Source organism: Gardnerella phocaeensis (assembly GCF_048545075.1).
In the GTDB taxonomy this organism is placed as follows: domain Bacteria; phylum Actinomycetota; class Actinomycetes; order Actinomycetales; family Bifidobacteriaceae; genus Bifidobacterium; species Bifidobacterium vaginale_J.
Map to the genome: position 1 here is coordinate 81627 of NZ_JBKQXS010000001.1, position 14797 is coordinate 96423.

General features: G+C 39.3%; 16 protein-coding genes. 15 read left to right on the forward strand and 1 reads right to left on the reverse strand.

The features are described from left to right. Positions 1–69: 69 nt before the first annotated feature. Positions 70–1275, reverse strand: a complete 1206-nt coding sequence (locus ACJV2T_RS00325) for a pyridoxal phosphate-dependent aminotransferase (RefSeq protein WP_415687534.1) — start codon at positions 1273–1275, stop codon at positions 70–72. 299 nt (positions 1276–1574) lie between these two features. Between ACJV2T_RS00325 and ACJV2T_RS00330 the strand changes: the two genes are divergently transcribed. The 15 genes from ACJV2T_RS00330 (at position 1575) to dnaX (ending at position 14791) form a co-directional block, all read left to right on the forward strand. Next, a complete protein-coding gene (locus ACJV2T_RS00330) occupies positions 1575–2036 on the forward strand; it encodes an Lrp/AsnC family transcriptional regulator (RefSeq protein ID WP_119527272.1) in 462 nt (153 codons plus the stop codon). A gap of 13 nt (positions 2037–2049) precedes the next feature. Continuing rightward, positions 2050–2391: a chorismate mutase gene (locus ACJV2T_RS00335; RefSeq protein WP_419398825.1), complete on the forward strand. Its 342-nt coding sequence runs from the start codon at positions 2050–2052 to the stop codon at positions 2389–2391. A gap of 147 nt (positions 2392–2538) precedes the next feature. Then, a complete protein-coding gene (gene fbaA / locus ACJV2T_RS00340) occupies positions 2539–3594 on the forward strand; it encodes a class II fructose-bisphosphate aldolase (protein ID WP_119527269.1) in 1056 nt (351 codons plus the stop codon). 117 nt (positions 3595–3711) lie between these two features. After that, entirely contained in the window at positions 3712–5013 is a 1302-nt protein-coding gene (locus ACJV2T_RS00345) for an adenylosuccinate synthase (protein ID WP_391496154.1), read from the forward strand. Positions 5014–5108: 95 nt separating this feature from the next. Beyond that, positions 5109–5612 (forward strand): fluoride efflux transporter FluC, encoded by a 504-nt coding sequence (locus ACJV2T_RS00350; RefSeq protein WP_419398826.1) that lies wholly within the window; start codon positions 5109–5111, stop codon positions 5610–5612. Continuing rightward, positions 5612–6022 (forward strand): fluoride efflux transporter FluC, encoded by a 411-nt coding sequence (locus ACJV2T_RS00355; RefSeq protein WP_415687389.1) that lies wholly within the window; start codon positions 5612–5614, stop codon positions 6020–6022. The genes ACJV2T_RS00350 and ACJV2T_RS00355 overlap by 1 nt, the downstream gene beginning before the upstream one ends. A gap of 39 nt (positions 6023–6061) precedes the next feature. Next, entirely contained in the window at positions 6062–7429 is a 1368-nt protein-coding gene (locus tag ACJV2T_RS00360; protein WP_419398827.1) for a ClC family H(+)/Cl(-) exchange transporter, read from the forward strand. A gap of 122 nt (positions 7430–7551) precedes the next feature. After that, positions 7552–8727 carry a CpaE/TadZ family protein gene (locus ACJV2T_RS00365; protein WP_419398828.1) on the forward strand — a complete coding sequence of 392 codons (1176 nt, stop codon included), beginning with the start codon at positions 7552–7554 and terminating at the stop codon, positions 8725–8727. Then, complete coding sequence (locus ACJV2T_RS00370) at positions 8714–9790, forward strand: CpaF family protein (protein ID WP_419398829.1); 1077 nt, start codon at positions 8714–8716, stop codon at positions 9788–9790. The genes ACJV2T_RS00365 and ACJV2T_RS00370 overlap by 14 nt, the downstream gene beginning before the upstream one ends. 29 nt (positions 9791–9819) lie before the next feature. Further along, positions 9820–10395, forward strand: coding sequence for a type II secretion system F family protein (locus ACJV2T_RS00375; RefSeq protein WP_415687095.1), 576 nt, complete (start codon positions 9820–9822; stop codon positions 10393–10395). A gap of 3 nt (positions 10396–10398) precedes the next feature. Then, on the forward strand, positions 10399–11046 hold the full coding sequence (locus ACJV2T_RS00380; protein WP_415687096.1) for a type II secretion system F family protein: 648 nt from the start codon (positions 10399–10401) through the stop codon (positions 11044–11046). A gap of 138 nt (positions 11047–11184) precedes the next feature. Next, on the forward strand, positions 11185–11460 hold the full coding sequence (locus ACJV2T_RS00385) for a DUF4244 domain-containing protein (RefSeq protein ID WP_415687391.1): 276 nt from the start codon (positions 11185–11187) through the stop codon (positions 11458–11460). A 29-nt stretch (positions 11461–11489) separates the two neighbouring features. Continuing rightward, the gene (locus ACJV2T_RS00390) at positions 11490–11870 is read left to right on the forward strand and encodes a TadE/TadG family type IV pilus assembly protein (protein WP_415687097.1); all 381 of its coding nucleotides are present in this window, start codon (positions 11490–11492) and stop codon (positions 11868–11870) included. Continuing rightward, positions 11867–12271, forward strand: coding sequence for an Rv3654c family TadE-like protein (locus ACJV2T_RS00395; protein WP_419398830.1), 405 nt, complete (start codon positions 11867–11869; stop codon positions 12269–12271). The genes ACJV2T_RS00390 and ACJV2T_RS00395 overlap by 4 nt, the downstream gene beginning before the upstream one ends. Before the next feature lie 105 nt (positions 12272–12376). After that, the gene (gene dnaX / locus ACJV2T_RS00400) at positions 12377–14791 is read left to right on the forward strand and encodes a DNA polymerase III subunit gamma/tau (protein WP_419398831.1); all 2415 of its coding nucleotides are present in this window, start codon (positions 12377–12379) and stop codon (positions 14789–14791) included. Positions 14792–14797 lie beyond the last annotated feature (6 nt).

A 14797-nucleotide genomic window follows, 5' to 3' on the forward strand; every position in this document is an offset into this window, starting at 1 on the left:
CCTTTGGATTATCTACCAAGGGGCAATAATTTTATTTATATTTATTTATATTTATTAATAACTAATACTTTATGCAGCATGTAAAGCTTGTTGCGCAAGTGCAAATTTGCTCATTCGAGCTACGCCTTCTTTAAGTTCTTCTGCTTTTCCAGCGTAAGATAGCCGCACGAATCCGCTTCCTTCTGCGCCAAATGCTTCTCCTGGCACAACAGCAACTTTTTCTTCATCTAAAAGTTTTTTGCTAAATTCTTCTGAACTTAAACCAGTTGGTCGAACGTCAACAAAAACGTAGAATGCACCTTGAGGCTCTATAAGACGCAATGCATTGCAATTTGCCAATCCGTCTATAACAAGCTGACGTTTTGCGCGATATTCTTCTCTCATTTCGCGCACGTGATCTTGCGGTCCTGTTAATGCAGTTACGCCGCCATATTGCGCGGTAGAATTTACAGAAGAATGCATCATTTCTGCAATTTTGCTGGTTTGCTCAATAACTTGGCTTGGTGCAAGAATATATCCAATTCTCCAGCCTGTCATTGCGTAAGTTTTCGATAAACTTTCTACAATAATTGTTCGTTCGTGCATCCCTTCAGCTGCTGCAATAGATGGCGCTACAGCATTTCCGCAAGGTTCAGTTTCTGGATTGCTTGCGAATACGAATGGATGGTAGACTTCGTCAGAAATTACCCAAAGATCAAATTCTTGGCATAATTTTGCAACTTCTTCGAGTTCTTCTGCGGTTGTTACAGCACCAGTTGGGTTGCATGGAGAATTGATAATGATGGCTTTAGTGCGCGGTGATATAGCTTTGCGTATTTCTTCCGCATTAATATGCATTCCATGTTCTGGCTTAAGTGCTACAGTTACTGGAATTCCTTCGCACATTAGAACTTCTGCATCGTACGACGTGAAGTATGGAGATGGAATAATGACCTCATCTCCAGGGTCTATTACTGATTTAATAGCTAAATATAATCCAATAGTAGCGCCGTCAACGGCTTGAATTTCTGTGTCTGCGTCGTAGTTTAGACCTTTTACTCTATTCGTATAATTTGCAGCTGCCTTGCGAAATTCTGGTATGCCTAAAACGTCTGTGTATTTTGTTTTTCCTTCTCGTAATGAGTTGCATGCAGCTTCAACAATGTGTGAGGAAGCAGTTTCGCCTGGCTCTCCTAGGCATAGTGAAATAGCGTCTGGTATTTGTTCTACACGGTCGAATACATCTCTAATACCTGAACGAGGTATTGAAATTGCATGTTTCGCTACTTTTGCCATGCTGTGCTCCTTTTTGATTGTTGGTTTTGATTATAGTTTTGCTTTGTTTTATAAGAATAATTTTTAAAGGTTATAGGTTTCGTTTATACGCTTATTATGCGAATTGTACAACACTATTCCTGCTGATGTTAAAAGAAAAAATTATTTTTAACGTAATAATTTGTATTTTTTTATTATTTTTTGAATAAATTTGTTCTTTTTCTGTAAAAAATACTGTACCATAAAAGTGACTGCAATGTGGCGCTACATAGATTCGTTTTGGATTCTCGATTCAGCGTCGACTGGAGAATGGAGGACGTATGGCTGGAAATCCTCATAAAGCTGAAGCTAGTATAGCTATGGATTCAACTGATGCAATCATTGTTGATATTCTCGAACACGATGGTCGAGCGACGTTAACTCGTTTGGCGAAGGCCTCGGGTTTGTCTGTTTCTGCAGTTCAATCTCGAGTGCAAAAGCTTGAGCGTAAAGGTGTTATTACCGGTTATCGCGCATTAATTGATTATGAGCGCCGTGGTTTACCGGTAAGTGCATTTGTATCTGTTACGCCGCTTGATTTTGGTCAGGAAGCTACAATACCTAATAAATTGCGTGATATTTCTGGTATTGAAGCTTGCTATTCGATTACTGGTAGTCCAAGTTTTATGCTGGTAGTGCGTGTTGCTACGCCAAGCAAATTAGAAGAACTTATTAATACCATTCATCGCATAGTTCCTGTCAGTACAGAAACAACTATGGTTTTGCAAACATATTTCGATTAAACGCCTTTTTGATATGTGTGATTTTTCTGAAACAACGGTTGACGCGCACGATACATCTCTTACAACATGTTGCAAAGTTGCTGCCGAAGAGATTATCGTGTTGCGTCAATCTGTTGATAATTTTGATAATGCAATAATTGCGCTGCTTGCTGAGCGGTTTAAAACTACGAAACGAATTGGTGAATTGAAGGCTAAAGCTAGATTTGCTCCTGAGGATTCTAAAAGAGAGCAGCAGCAAATAGAAAGTTTGCTAAATATTGCGAAAAATGCCGGATTAGATTCTTCGATTGCGTTGAAATATCACGAGTTTGTTGTTACTGAGGCTAAGAAGCGTCATAAGCAAATGCAATCTTGAGATTAGATATTTCTGTTATTTTAATTGCGTTGAAATGTGGAATCACAATCAGTTTGTAGATTTTGAAGATAGATTTTCGCATACCAGTATGTAATGTTTTTGTGCATATGCGTGGCTATCTGAGTAATAAAGGCGGATAATACAAGTATGACTATTGCAACTGTTGAACGTTATGCGCATATGCTTGATGCTGCAAGTCGAGGTGGCTACGCATACCCTGCTATCAATGTTACTAGTACGCAAACTCTTAACGCAGCACTACAGGGATTTGCTCAAGCTGAATCTGATGGTATTATTCAAGTTTCTGTCGGTGGTTCTGCTTATTTTTCAGGTCAATCTCTTAATAATCGTGTTGTTGGTTCAATAGCATTTGCAAAGTTTGCGCACGAAGTGGCAGCTCAATATCCTAATATTACTATTGCGCTTCATACAGATCATTGCGCTGAGCAATATTTAGATGATTGGATTAAACCACTAATTTCTTATGAAGCAGAACAAGTCAAAAAAGGCGAAGAACCGTTATTCCAGTCGCACATGTGGGATGGTTCAACAGTGCCTTTGCAACATAATCTAGATGTTGCAGAACAGTTGCTTGATGCTTCACAAAAATCTCGCACAATTCTTGAAATTGAGATTGGCGCTGTTGGCGGAGAAGAAGACGGGCATCGTGCTGATATTGACGAAAGATTATATTCTACGCCTGAAGATGCTTTGCGCGTTGTAGATAAGCTTGGTTTGGGTGAGCGCGGTAGGTATATGGCAGCGTTTACTTTTGGCAACGTTCATGGAGCATATAAACCTGGCGTTGTAAAATTGCATCCTAAATTATTGCAAGAAATTCAAAAAACCGTATATCAGAACTATCAAAATATTTGTGATACTCGCACCTTCGGTGCTTCTAAAAAGCCGTTCCTGCTTGTATTCCATGGCGGATCTGGTTCTACTGCTCAAGAGATTGCTGAAGCTGTGCGTTACGGCGTAATTAAAATGAATATAGATACCGACACTCAATACGCTTTTACCCGTGCAATTGCTGGTCACATGTTCAGCAATTATGATTCTGTTCTTAAAATAGACGGAGAAGTTGGCGAAAAGAAGTTGTATGATCCTCGATCTTGGGGTCGTGAAGCCGAAAAAGCCATGGCTCAGCGTGTAGTAGAAGCCTGTGTGCAGTTAGGTTCTGCTGGTAAAGCACTGAAATAGTAAAATTTTTTAATTTTATATATTTCTTTTTCTTATTCGGTAGGGGCATAGAGATAGGCTTAACAGGTAAGAATTGTGCTTATTTGAGCAGCGTTAGCTCAAAAATGGAGGTGCGGCATGCCTGGTATTGTGCTTATTGGAGCTCAATGGGGTGACGAAGGTAAAGGCAAAGCAACAGATTTAATTGGTTCAAAGGTTGATATTGTCGCACGTTTTAATGGCGGTAATAATGCCGGACACACTGTTGTTGTTGGCGATAAATCTTATGCTTTACATTTACTTCCAAGCGGAATTATCAGCCCTAATGTTACGCCTGTAATTGGTAATGGTGTTGTTGTTGACCCAGAGGTATTACTTGAAGAAATCGATGCTTTGGAATCTCGCGGTGTAGATTGCTCGCGCTTGCTTGTGAGCGAAGCTGCGCATGTTATTACTCCGTATCATCGAGTTATTGATAAAGTAACTGAGCGTTTTCTTGGCAAACACAAGATTGGCACGACTGGTCGTGGTATTGGACCTACTTACGCGGATAAAATTAATCGTGTTGGTATTCGAGTGCATGATTTATTTAATGCTGATCACTTGCGCGACAAAGTTGAAGCAAGTTTGCATCAAAAGAATCAAATGCTTGTAAAACTTTATAATCAACATCCTATTGATATTGATGCAGTTACTGCTCAACTTGTTGAACTTGGCAAACGTTTGAAGAAATATGTTGCTGATACTTCATTAGTATTGAATAAAGCAATGGACGAGGGTAAGACTGTGCTGTTTGAAGGCGGACAAGCAACAATGCTTGACGTCGATCATGGCACTTATCCATTTGTAACTTCTTCAAACCCTACTGCTGGTGGCGCTTGCACGGGTACTGGTGTTGGTCCTACTCGTATTACGCGCGTAATTGGAGTAGCAAAAGCTTATATTACTCGTGTTGGTGAAGGTCCATTCCCAACTGAACTTTTGGATGAGCAGGGTGACTGGTTGCGTGAGCAAGGTCATGAATATGGTGTTACAACTGGTCGTCCTCGTCGTTGTGGATGGTTTGATTCTGTAGTAAGCCGTTATGCAACTCGCGTAAATGGTTTGACGGATATTGTTCTTACTAAGCTTGACGTTTTGACTGGTTTAAAGGAAATCCCAGTTTGCGTAGCTTATGATGTGACTTTGTCTGATGGCACAGTTCAGCGTATGGAAGAAATGCCTGTAGATCAAGCATTGTTTGCTTCTGCGAAACCAGTATACGAGATGCTTCCAGGCTGGAATGAGGATATTTCTCAAATTCATAAGTTTGAAGATTTGCCTCAAAATACGCAAAGTTATGTAAAGCGTTTGGAAGAGCTTTCTCATTGCCGTATTTCTGCTATTGGAACTGGTCCGCAGCGTGATCATATCATTAGTGTTCACTCACTAACTGACTGAAATCGTTTATTATTTTATGATCAAATTAGCAAAACGGCACTTCTCAATTGAGAGTGTCGTTTTGGTTTATGACGATACTTTCAAAAAGAGTGAAAATGAGTAAAATAAGCGGAAAAAATAAAAAAAATAATTGCCGATTATACTTTTTAGTTTTTATTGGTGGTACATGTGGAGCTTTCGTGCGCGCAGTAATTTCTTCTTATGCGCACACGATTCACCAAGTAGACGGGCAATCTTTTATATTTGGTCAGCTTACTTTAGGCACTTTCTTGTCGAATATGATTGCGTGCTTTATTTTTGCTCTTGTTGCTGCAATATCTGTTAAAGCTTTAACGCAGGAAAAGCAAACTTTGTATAAATATGCGCTAGGAACAGGATTTTGTGGCGGATTGTCTACTATGTCTACTTTCGCGTTTGAAAGTGCAATGTCTTTTATGGCTCCACGCATGACGCTTGTTGTTTTGGGCATGCTTTTTTCGCTGCTTTTTGGCGTTTTTATGGCTTTTGTTGGTAATTGGGTTGGAACGGGAATTGCGAATTGCATGAACAAAAAGCAAAGTCGATCTGTTGCGGAAGCTAATACTAAGGTGATGAAGTGATGAATTCTTTATACGTTTTTATTATGTTTATTTTGCCTTGCTTTTTTGGCGGTTTAGGTGCTGTTTTAAGATGCGCAATGACTAAAAAAATTTCAGCTGCCTACAAAAGCGAAGTTCCAGTTGCAACGCTATTTATCAATTGCATTGCTTCATTTGCTATAGGTGTTGTATCTAATGTTTTCATGGTTGCAGCTGCAATATGTGGAGTACGTTTTGCTTATTTGATGATTTTGGGATTTTTAGGTGGATTTTCCACGTTTTCTACTGCAATTTTTGAAGGTGTGGATCTTATTCAAAGAAAGCGCATAAAAGATGGAGTGTTCTTGCTTTTTGCAGAACTTATTGTCCCATTCTTTGCTGCTTCTGTTGGGTATATTGTTTCGCAAATATTGTTACTGTACGTAATTTAGTATTTAGAAGTTAAGTGTTGTGCGCAGAATCGAGTTGTAGTGAAGTTTAAGAATGCATTGAGCTTTTTGAGTAATAAGTTAAAGCAAATATCAAAAACTTTTTGCCAGCTTCGTTGGAAAGTAATATTAGCTGGAATATTTGTCGGCGCTGTTTCTGGTTCATTAGTAGCTTCTTACAGGCTTGGTATTGAATACGGTACGGATTTTGCGCGTTGGATGTATTTACAAATCCGGCATAACGTATGGTGGATTTTGCCATGCTTAATTTTTGCTGTAATTGCAGGTCTAATTATTGGCTGGATGAGTCGTAAAGAGAGTATGGCTTCTGGAAGTGGTATTCCTCAAGTCGTGGGCTATGTTAATCGCGGTTTGAATATGCGATGGCACACGATTCTACCAGTGCGTTTTGTTGGCGGTTTACTTGGTTCTTTATTTGGATTGTCTCTTGGACGTGAAGGTCCATCTATTCAAATAGGTGCATGTGGTGCTCAGATGTTGTCTCGAATTTTACGTAAAGGTAGGCGTGACGATATTAAAGAGCATTATGTGGTAACTGCTGGAGCTGCAGCCGGTTTATCTGCTGCGTTTTCTGCGCCACTTTCTGGAGTTATGTTTGCTATGGAGGAGATTCAGCACGGCTTAACTTCAATTGTTCTTATAGGAGCTGCTGCAGCTGCTTTATGTGCTGATTTTGTTTCGCAAACTTGTTTCGGATTGCGTCCAGTTCTTGATTTTGGTCAGATTCCAGATTTGCCAATGAACTTGCATATTTGGCTTATTCCTCTTGGTATTTTTGCAGGTTTTGTAGGCTCGCTAATGAATCGTTCGTTACTTGGTTTGCAAACATTATACGGATATTTGCCAAAGTGGATTCCTGTTGCTGTTGCTTGCCTAATTGCAATACCAGTTGGCTTGTTCCTGCCTGAAGTTCTTGGTGGCGGATCTAATTTAGTGCAACTTTCTGAATATGGAAAAGCAAGTCTTGTAATGCTTTGTTTGCTATTTGTGGCAAAAATGTTGTTTACTTCTACAAGTTTTGGTTGTGGTGCTCCTGGTGGTATTTTTATGCCGATTCTTGCCGTAGGTGCGCTCGCAGGTGGTATTGCTGCGCGCTGTATTACTAGCGTTTCAGCATTTGGCATTGATGCAAAATTTGTATCTGTGTTTGCAGTTTGCGTTATGGCTGGCACGTTGTCTGCATCTGTAAAAGCTCCACTCACTTCGATTTTGCTTACTGTTGAAATGTCTGGAACTATGATTCATACGCTTCCAGTTGCAGCTTCTGCATTTATTGCATTGCTTATTTCGGATATTCTAAAAACTAAGCCAATTTATGGTGAGTTACTTGAACGCTATATGAAAGTTAATAAAGATTTAGTATTGCCATCTGTAAATTCTGTAAAATAGATGTTTTTATAGATAATTTTGTGCAATATTTGCTTATTCTTAATATTTCCTGAGCTTTTAACCACATTGCATGAATATTGTTGAAAACTCATTGCTGTATGCGTTTCAATAGGCGCATGAGTATGAATATGAGTGTAAGCAACAAATCAATTGGCGTTAAGCAGATTGATAAAAATTATAACAATGGCGAAGCTGTAGGCGCATTTAGAGATGTTAAACGTTATGTTTATCCTCCTCAAGTTGCAGATAAATCTATATACGAATCTGCGTCTAATGGTGTAAAAAGCACGCCTTGTATAGCTGACGATCATACTGTTATGACTCTTTTGCCTAAGAGTTCTCAAGATGTGGAGAGTTTTCAAAATACTGAGCGCTCGCAAGATATTTCTATTAAGCATAAATCTCGTATGTTTAATAATGCTGAAGAAGATAATTTTATTGCGCGTGATTCTTTAGATCCGTTGCCTAAAAATATTTTGGTTGGAATGTCTGCTGCAGATGGCATTGGGCTAAGTACTTCGCTATCTATTCTTTCTCTCTATATAAGTGAACAAGGTCATAGTGTTGCTCTTGTAGATGCTGATTTGACTCATGGTGGTTTAGACGTTCTGCTTGGTTTGGAATCAGATGAAGGCCGCAGGTTGCAAGAAGTTGATGCTCCTTTAGGTAGATGTGATGGCTATGTGTTGCGCAATGAGCTATTGCATTGGGATAAGGTGGATGTTTTAGCATTTTCTCCATGGCATGGTAAGTATCCTGAACCTTGGGTTTTAGAAGCTGCTATTAGAGGTTTAGCTGATGCTGTTGATGTAGTTATTGTAGATATAGGTTCTGGCGAGACTGCTATGAAGTCTTACCGTAATATTCCGCAATTTATTGACAGTGCAACTCTTGCTGCGGTTGAGCTATCTGTGCTCGATTTGGCAAGGTTTAGAGCATTGCTACAAAAATTAGATACTTTGTGTGATTCTGGCGTAAAGTTTAATAAATTTGCTGTTGTTGGATTGTCTCCTCGCGGTTTAACGCAAAAATCTTATGTTTTAAGTATCGATGAAGCTTCTGAATATTTATCAACTACATTTCTTGGTTCTTTGCAACATGATGCTCGCATGTACACCGACATTATAGGGGGTTACGGTATTCGAAATGTGCCATCTTCAATGAAGGAAACTATGAAACGCATAAATAATTGGCTTATTGGAGATGTTATATCAAATACAAAAAATGCTGTAACTAAATATCGTCGTTCGCAATATCGTCGTTCGAAATATTCAAGAGGTAAATATGATCGTAAATAATATTCGTGATATCGATTTTGGAATTCTGCAGGAATTCGCCAATGATGTAAGAGTCACAGACATGGTTGTAAGTGAGTCCGGTCGTGTGTGGGTAGATTGTGGGCAAGGTCTTAAGGAACGCGCAACTCGAGTTCCGCTTAACAACCCTGCTTTGTTAAGAGAATATGCTGTATGGCTTTGTGCACAATTAGGCAAAAGACTGGATGATGCGTGTCCTATTGCTGATGCTTCAAGTACTTCTGGCATTCGCATACATGCTGTTTTAGCACCACTTGTATCTCAAGGAGCAGCATTGTCAATTCGTTTTCCTTCAATTAATTGTTATGATCTTGTTTCTTTAAGCGAGCAAGGCATGTTTCCAAAAGAATTGTCTTGTATTCTAAGCGTTTTAGTTAAAAAGCGAGCAAATATAATGATCACCGGAAGTACTGGATCTGGGAAAACTACACTTATGAAGGCTTTGTTGGCTGCTGCTGATTGCGAAGATCGTATTGTATCTGTTGAAGAAATTAGAGAGCTTGGCGAGTTGACACAAAATCATGTTTCGTTAAGTGCGCGAGAAGCAAATGTAGAAGGTGTAGGAGAAATTGGATTATCTCAATTAGTAAAAGCAACATTAAGAATGCGTCCGGATCGCATTATTCTTGGTGAATGTCGTGGGGAAGAAATTGCCGATTTATTGAGAGTATTTACTTCTGGTCATAAAGGTGGAATGACAACTCTTCATGCAGATGAAATAGAAAAAGTTCCCGCTCGTCTTATGGCATTAGGGTTATTGGCTGGGTTGGATCCTGCAGCTTTATGTGCTTTAGCTGCTGGAGCATTCGATGTCGTTATTCATGTAGAGAGATCTTCTAACGGGCGTCGAATGATCAAAGAACTCGGTATTTTGCAATACGCTTCTAGCACTTCGTTGCTGTGTGGCGTTCCAGTTTTGCAATTATCTTGTGGAATTGACGGCAGTATTGTAATGAAATTTTTGCCTGCATGGGTTAAGTTTTCAAATTATTGGAATCTTCCCGAAAATATGGCAAGCGTATGTGTTGACAGTTCAAATAATTAGTAGTCGATTGTGTTGCTTGGAGCGTAAAAATGGATATTGAAGAAGTTCTTGCTGGAATGATTGCTGCATTACGTTCTGGTTCTACTTTTGCAATGATTGTTCACAGTGACTCTAAGTCTCAAAAATGTATTTGCAGTAGTGCAGTTAATACAAAAATTATTTATAAGTGGCTTTATGAACGTTGTTTTCCAAAGAACCGCAATATGAATAAGAATCAACGTCGTCAGCTTGAAAAACATATACATACTGTTTCTGAAAGTCTTATGGCTTCATATGAATTGAGTAATACTCTTGGTTGCGCTATGGCAGAATGTGTGGAAGCTACAGCAAAGTCATATCATGCTCAGAAGCGTGCAGAAGATTTACGTGCTGACGTAGCTGCAATGCCAAAAGCAACAATAAAATTACTTACTGCTCTGCCTATTTTGGCTCTTTTTGCTGGTGAATTACTAGGTGGGCATCCTATTTTGATGTTAATTACAACAGTAAATGGATGGATTTTATTAACAATAGGTGGAATATGTTATGGATTGGGTTTGGTGTGGGTTAGTTCTATGTTGCAAATATCTCAGCACGCAATGGATGCTGCTTCGCTGGAAGGATGATTCATGGAATCCACAAAACAGCTTTTGTTTATCGTTCCATTGTTCGTTGTAATTGTTTGGCAATGGGTGAGTTTGAGATTAGAGTGTGATTCATTAGATAATCGTATGCGTTTTAACAGCAAAATTATGCTAGTTAAATACGAATGGCGTAATTCCAAAGTTTCATATGTAGATCCTCTTCTTGGTTTACATATGATTATTGTTTCACTTCGTAGTGGTGTTGCTATTACTAGGGCTCTTAGTGCTGTTGGGCAAGTGTTTCCTTGTGGTCAAGGCATGTGGCTTTGCTCTGTTTCCAATGCTTTACTTGCAGGAGATACGTGGCATGAAGCATGGTCTTCTACTTATACTAAACAAGATAATTTTGAATTAGAAAATAAATCAAAATTTACTAATCGTAAAAACTTAGATTCTTCAGAAATATTAGCTAGATGGTTAATGACATCTTTAAAAGAATCATGGTGTTATGGTTCTTCTCCAGTTCCTGTATTGTCTGCACTTGCTCAACATTATGAGAGAAATATGGCTAATATTGCGAGACAAGAAAGTTCTAGGTTGTCTGTGCGATTGCTGCTTCCTGTTGGATTATGTTTTTTGCCGTCTTTTATATGCATAGGAATTTTGCCAACAGTTATGTCGCTTATGCGCTAGCTTTTTAAAAATAAATTTCTAGAAAAATAGATTAGCTTTTATCCACAATGCAATTTTTTTATTTTCATTCGCAAAACAAGTTGTAATAATATTTCTATCCGAAAATTTCGGATAGTTTGAAGTGAAAGGTACAAGATGATGGTTGGGATAATGCAAAAACTTGTTGCACGATGCTCTGTGTCTATGCTTCAAGTAAATGAACAATTAGTGAATATTGAGTCATGTTTGTGTCAAAAAAGAAAACTGTACGCTGAAGGTCTTAAAAATAAGGATTCTGGAGCTGTAACAGCTGAGTATGCAGTAGTTATTATTGCTGCCACTGGTTTTGCTGCACTGCTAGTTGCTATTTTAAAATCAGATACGGTTCGCACAACGTTGACAAATTTAGTGCAAAAAGCATTGAAAATCGGCTAACGGCATGCTTTAGCAGATGAAATGAGCTTATGATGCGGAAAGTTATTGTGTGCAAAAGGTTGTTGCGCAAAATTAGTGATTATGACAGAGGGACGGTAACTGCTGAATTTTCTATTGTTTTGCCTTGCGCATTAGTACTGTTGTTCGTATTAATTGGCATAGGTAGAGCAGTTGTATGTACTATGAATTGTCATGATGCTGCTGCACAAGTTGCGTATTATCTTGTGACTCATAAGGACGATAAAGCTGCCGCAAGTATTGTGCAGTCGGTCGCAGGTCAAGGAGCGTCGGTGAAAATAAGTCGTAGCAATAATATGGCGAATATTGTTGTTAAATGTCCTCTTATTCCTGATCCTCTTCATATTTTGCCGCCTCTAGTGGAAAGTCATGTAAGCCAGGTTTTAGTATGAGTAGGCGCAAGAATTTTGTGAAGCATTCAATAAATTCCATTCATAAGCGATGTAAGGGCATTGACTGCGGTTCTGGCACTATGCTTGGCATTATGCTAGTGATCGCAGTCTGCTCAATACTCGTGTTCTCTGCTATTTTATGTAATGTTCTCGGAGCTAAACATCAAGCTTATGCTGTTGCAACTTCCGCTGCTTTATCTGGTGCTTCTTCGTTGCAAAGGATGGAGGATAATGCGTGCGAGGCTGTTGCGCGTACTGTTGCTTCAAGCAATGCTTTTTTGAAATCTTGCAACTCTACTAGTAATGATGTAACTGTTCGTGTTTCTGTTGGGCTGAATATTCCATTTGCTTCTAACGTGGAAGTTTCTGCTAGAGCAGGGCTAGAAGATTGCAATAAGTAGTAAGTAGCAAAAACGAATATAAATATCAGCAGTCGGGTGGCGGCTGCTGATAGTCTTAACTAAGATATATCGGGGAAATAGTTAGGTCGCGGTAGGTTAGGAAACATGGCACTTGCACTGTATCGTAGATATCGTCCTGACACGTTTGATGGTGTTATTGGGCAGGATCAGGTTACCATACCTTTGTCTAGAGCATTAGACCAAGGGAAAATAACGCATGCATATTTATTTTCTGGTCCGCGTGGATGCGGTAAAACAAGTTCTGCGCGAATTTTAGCTCGCTGCATTAATTGCGAAAAAGGACCAACTTCGCACCCATGCGGAGAGTGCCAAAGCTGTAAAGATTTAGCTACTGGCGGTGCAGGTTCTATCGACGTTGTAGAGATTGATGCTGCAAGCCATAACGGTGTCGATGATGCTAGAGAGTTGCGTGAGCGTGCTGGCTTCGCTCCTGCTCGTGACCGTTATAAGATTTTTATTCTCGACGAAGCTCATATGGTTACACAGCAAGGTTTTAATGCTTTGCTTAAGATTGTAGAAGAGCCGCCTGAGCATGTAATGTTTATTTTTGCTACCACTGAGCCGGATAAAGTTATTGGCACTATTCGCTCACGTACACACCATTATCCTTTCAGACTTGTGCCTCCAGAAGTAATGTCTCCATATCTTGAAGATATTTGCAAAAAGGAAGGTATTCTGCCACAGCCGGGAGTTCTTCGTCTTGTTATGCGCGCTGGTGCAGGATCAATGCGAGATACGTTATCTGTGCTCGATCAGCTTATGGTGGGTGCTGTTGATGGTTCAATTTCTTTGGATTCTGCGGTTGCTTTATTAGGTTTTACGCCTAATTCATTGATTAGCGAATTCATTGACGATCTTATTAATCATGATGGTGCTTCGATATACGATGTAGTTCGTCGCGTTATTGTTGGAGGCTACGATACTCGCAAGTTTGTAGAAGATTTATTAGGTAGAGTTCGTGATTTGTTGCTTATGGTATCTGCAGGTCCTAAAGCGGCTTCAAGCTTACTTAATGATGTTTCTCCAGAAGATTTGGAAATATTGAATAAGCAATCTGCAAGCATGACATTGCATGATTTAGCACGTATGGCTCAAACAATTAATGATGCTTTAAGCGCAATGGCTAGTGCAATTTCTCCTCGAATGAATTTGGAAATTTTAGTTGCTCGTTTGCTTGCAGACAGCGAAACTTCAAATACTGTTGCAACTAATTTGCGCATTAATAACGTGCAACAACAAAATATTTCCACTTCTAAGCAGAATATTCAAAATAAAGTATCTTCTGGTGCTCATTTCGTAGGTTCTACAAGCAATAAGAAATATGTTTCTGCAGATAGTGAGAATAATATTACTTCAAATTCTTCGCTACCTTCGCTACCTTCTGAAACTACAGCATCTCCTATTGCTAAAGCAGAAACGCAATCTGCTACAAACACAAAAGAAATGGAATCTAAAAAAGCGTTTTTAAACGATGCACATAATGCTAATTCAAAGAATGATTCCGTGGATACCGATGCAATGTGGGATAAAGTAGTTTCAAAATTGCCTGATGACGTACGTGAGTATGTAACTCGTGAGTATGTTCCTACAGTGCAACTTACTTCAGCACAATCAGGTCGACAGCGTCTTATTTTGACTTTTAATGAGCCTATGAGTCAACATGCGTTTGCGCTCGCAGTATGCACTACTTCTCCATATGATGGACAAAAAGTGCCAAAAGTAGTAATGAATGAAGTGCATGAGGTGTTTGGAGCGCAAGTAATGATTGCTCCTGCACCAGTTGCTGCTAATGGTGAACAAGTAGAATCTGTTGCTCGAATGGATCCGCAAAAGCTTGCAAAAGTTAAGCGCGATATTTTATTGCGTAAAACTGGTGTATCTGCTGGTTTTAGTAATAAAACTGATTCTGATAGCAACGGAATAAATAAAAATCCTATTAAAAAAGAATCTTCGGGTTTTAGTGGCGCTGATGGCTCCGCAGCATCAGTAGCTTCTGAAAATACTGCGGATGAGTTGAGTGATATTGCAAATGCGGATGATGATGTTTGGGCAGACATGTCGTCTATGCCTATGTCGGATGTGATTGCAATGCCAGAAAACTCTTCTTCTGAAGAGTCTTCTTCTAAAGACTCTTCTATTGAAGATGAGCCTGTGCCTCATGCTGCCGAGATTGCAATACAGAAGAGTTCGCATTCTCATAACCAATCTGAATCTGTTTCTGGCGTCTTGGATCAAGCTAAACTACAGTCTCAAGTTCAGAATGCAACTAATACTTCAGAATTGTCTGCTGAATCAATTCAGACTACTGTTTCTCCTACGAATGGAGCTACTGCTGACGAATGTTCAATGGATGATGCTTCATTAGAATCAGCAACATCTGTAAGCACTGATGAGCTTAAACAAATTTTTGAAGTTAAATCTGTTGAAGAATTTGCTTCTAGTGATCCTAAAAATCCTAAAAATGCGATTATGAGCGTTAAGAAAAAGCAAGAGGAGTAGTTTACA

Bases quoted from the DNA above. Each gene is read 5' to 3' on its own strand.
- ACJV2T_RS00395 (WP_419398830.1), top strand. From the start codon at position 11,867: ATGAGTAGGCGCAAGAATTTTGTGAAGCATTCAATAAATTCCATTCAT.
- ACJV2T_RS00370 (WP_419398829.1), top strand. From the start codon at position 8,714: ATGATCGTAAATAATATTCGTGATATCGATTTTGGAATTCTGCAGGAA.
- ACJV2T_RS00350 (WP_419398826.1), top strand. From the start codon at position 5,109: ATGAGTAAAATAAGCGGAAAAAATAAAAAAAATAATTGCCGATTATAC.
- ACJV2T_RS00335 (WP_419398825.1), top strand. From the start codon at position 2,050: ATGTGTGATTTTTCTGAAACAACGGTTGACGCGCACGATACATCTCTT.
- ACJV2T_RS00345 (WP_391496154.1), top strand. From the start codon at position 3,712: ATGCCTGGTATTGTGCTTATTGGAGCTCAATGGGGTGACGAAGGTAAA.
- ACJV2T_RS00365 (WP_419398828.1), top strand. From the start codon at position 7,552: ATGAATATGAGTGTAAGCAACAAATCAATTGGCGTTAAGCAGATTGAT.
- ACJV2T_RS00380 (WP_415687096.1), top strand. From the start codon at position 10,399: ATGGAATCCACAAAACAGCTTTTGTTTATCGTTCCATTGTTCGTTGTA.
- ACJV2T_RS00385 (WP_415687391.1), top strand. From the start codon at position 11,185: ATGGTTGGGATAATGCAAAAACTTGTTGCACGATGCTCTGTGTCTATG.
- fbaA (WP_119527269.1), top strand. From the start codon at position 2,539: ATGACTATTGCAACTGTTGAACGTTATGCGCATATGCTTGATGCTGCA.
- ACJV2T_RS00355 (WP_415687389.1), top strand. From the start codon at position 5,612: ATGAATTCTTTATACGTTTTTATTATGTTTATTTTGCCTTGCTTTTTT.
- ACJV2T_RS00330 (WP_119527272.1), top strand. From the start codon at position 1,575: ATGGCTGGAAATCCTCATAAAGCTGAAGCTAGTATAGCTATGGATTCA.
- ACJV2T_RS00390 (WP_415687097.1), top strand. From the start codon at position 11,490: ATGATGCGGAAAGTTATTGTGTGCAAAAGGTTGTTGCGCAAAATTAGT.
- ACJV2T_RS00375 (WP_415687095.1), top strand. From the start codon at position 9,820: ATGGATATTGAAGAAGTTCTTGCTGGAATGATTGCTGCATTACGTTCT.
- dnaX (WP_419398831.1), top strand. From the start codon at position 12,377: ATGGCACTTGCACTGTATCGTAGATATCGTCCTGACACGTTTGATGGT.
- ACJV2T_RS00325 (WP_415687534.1), bottom strand. From the start codon at position 1,275: ATGGCAAAAGTAGCGAAACATGCAATTTCAATACCTCGTTCAGGTATT.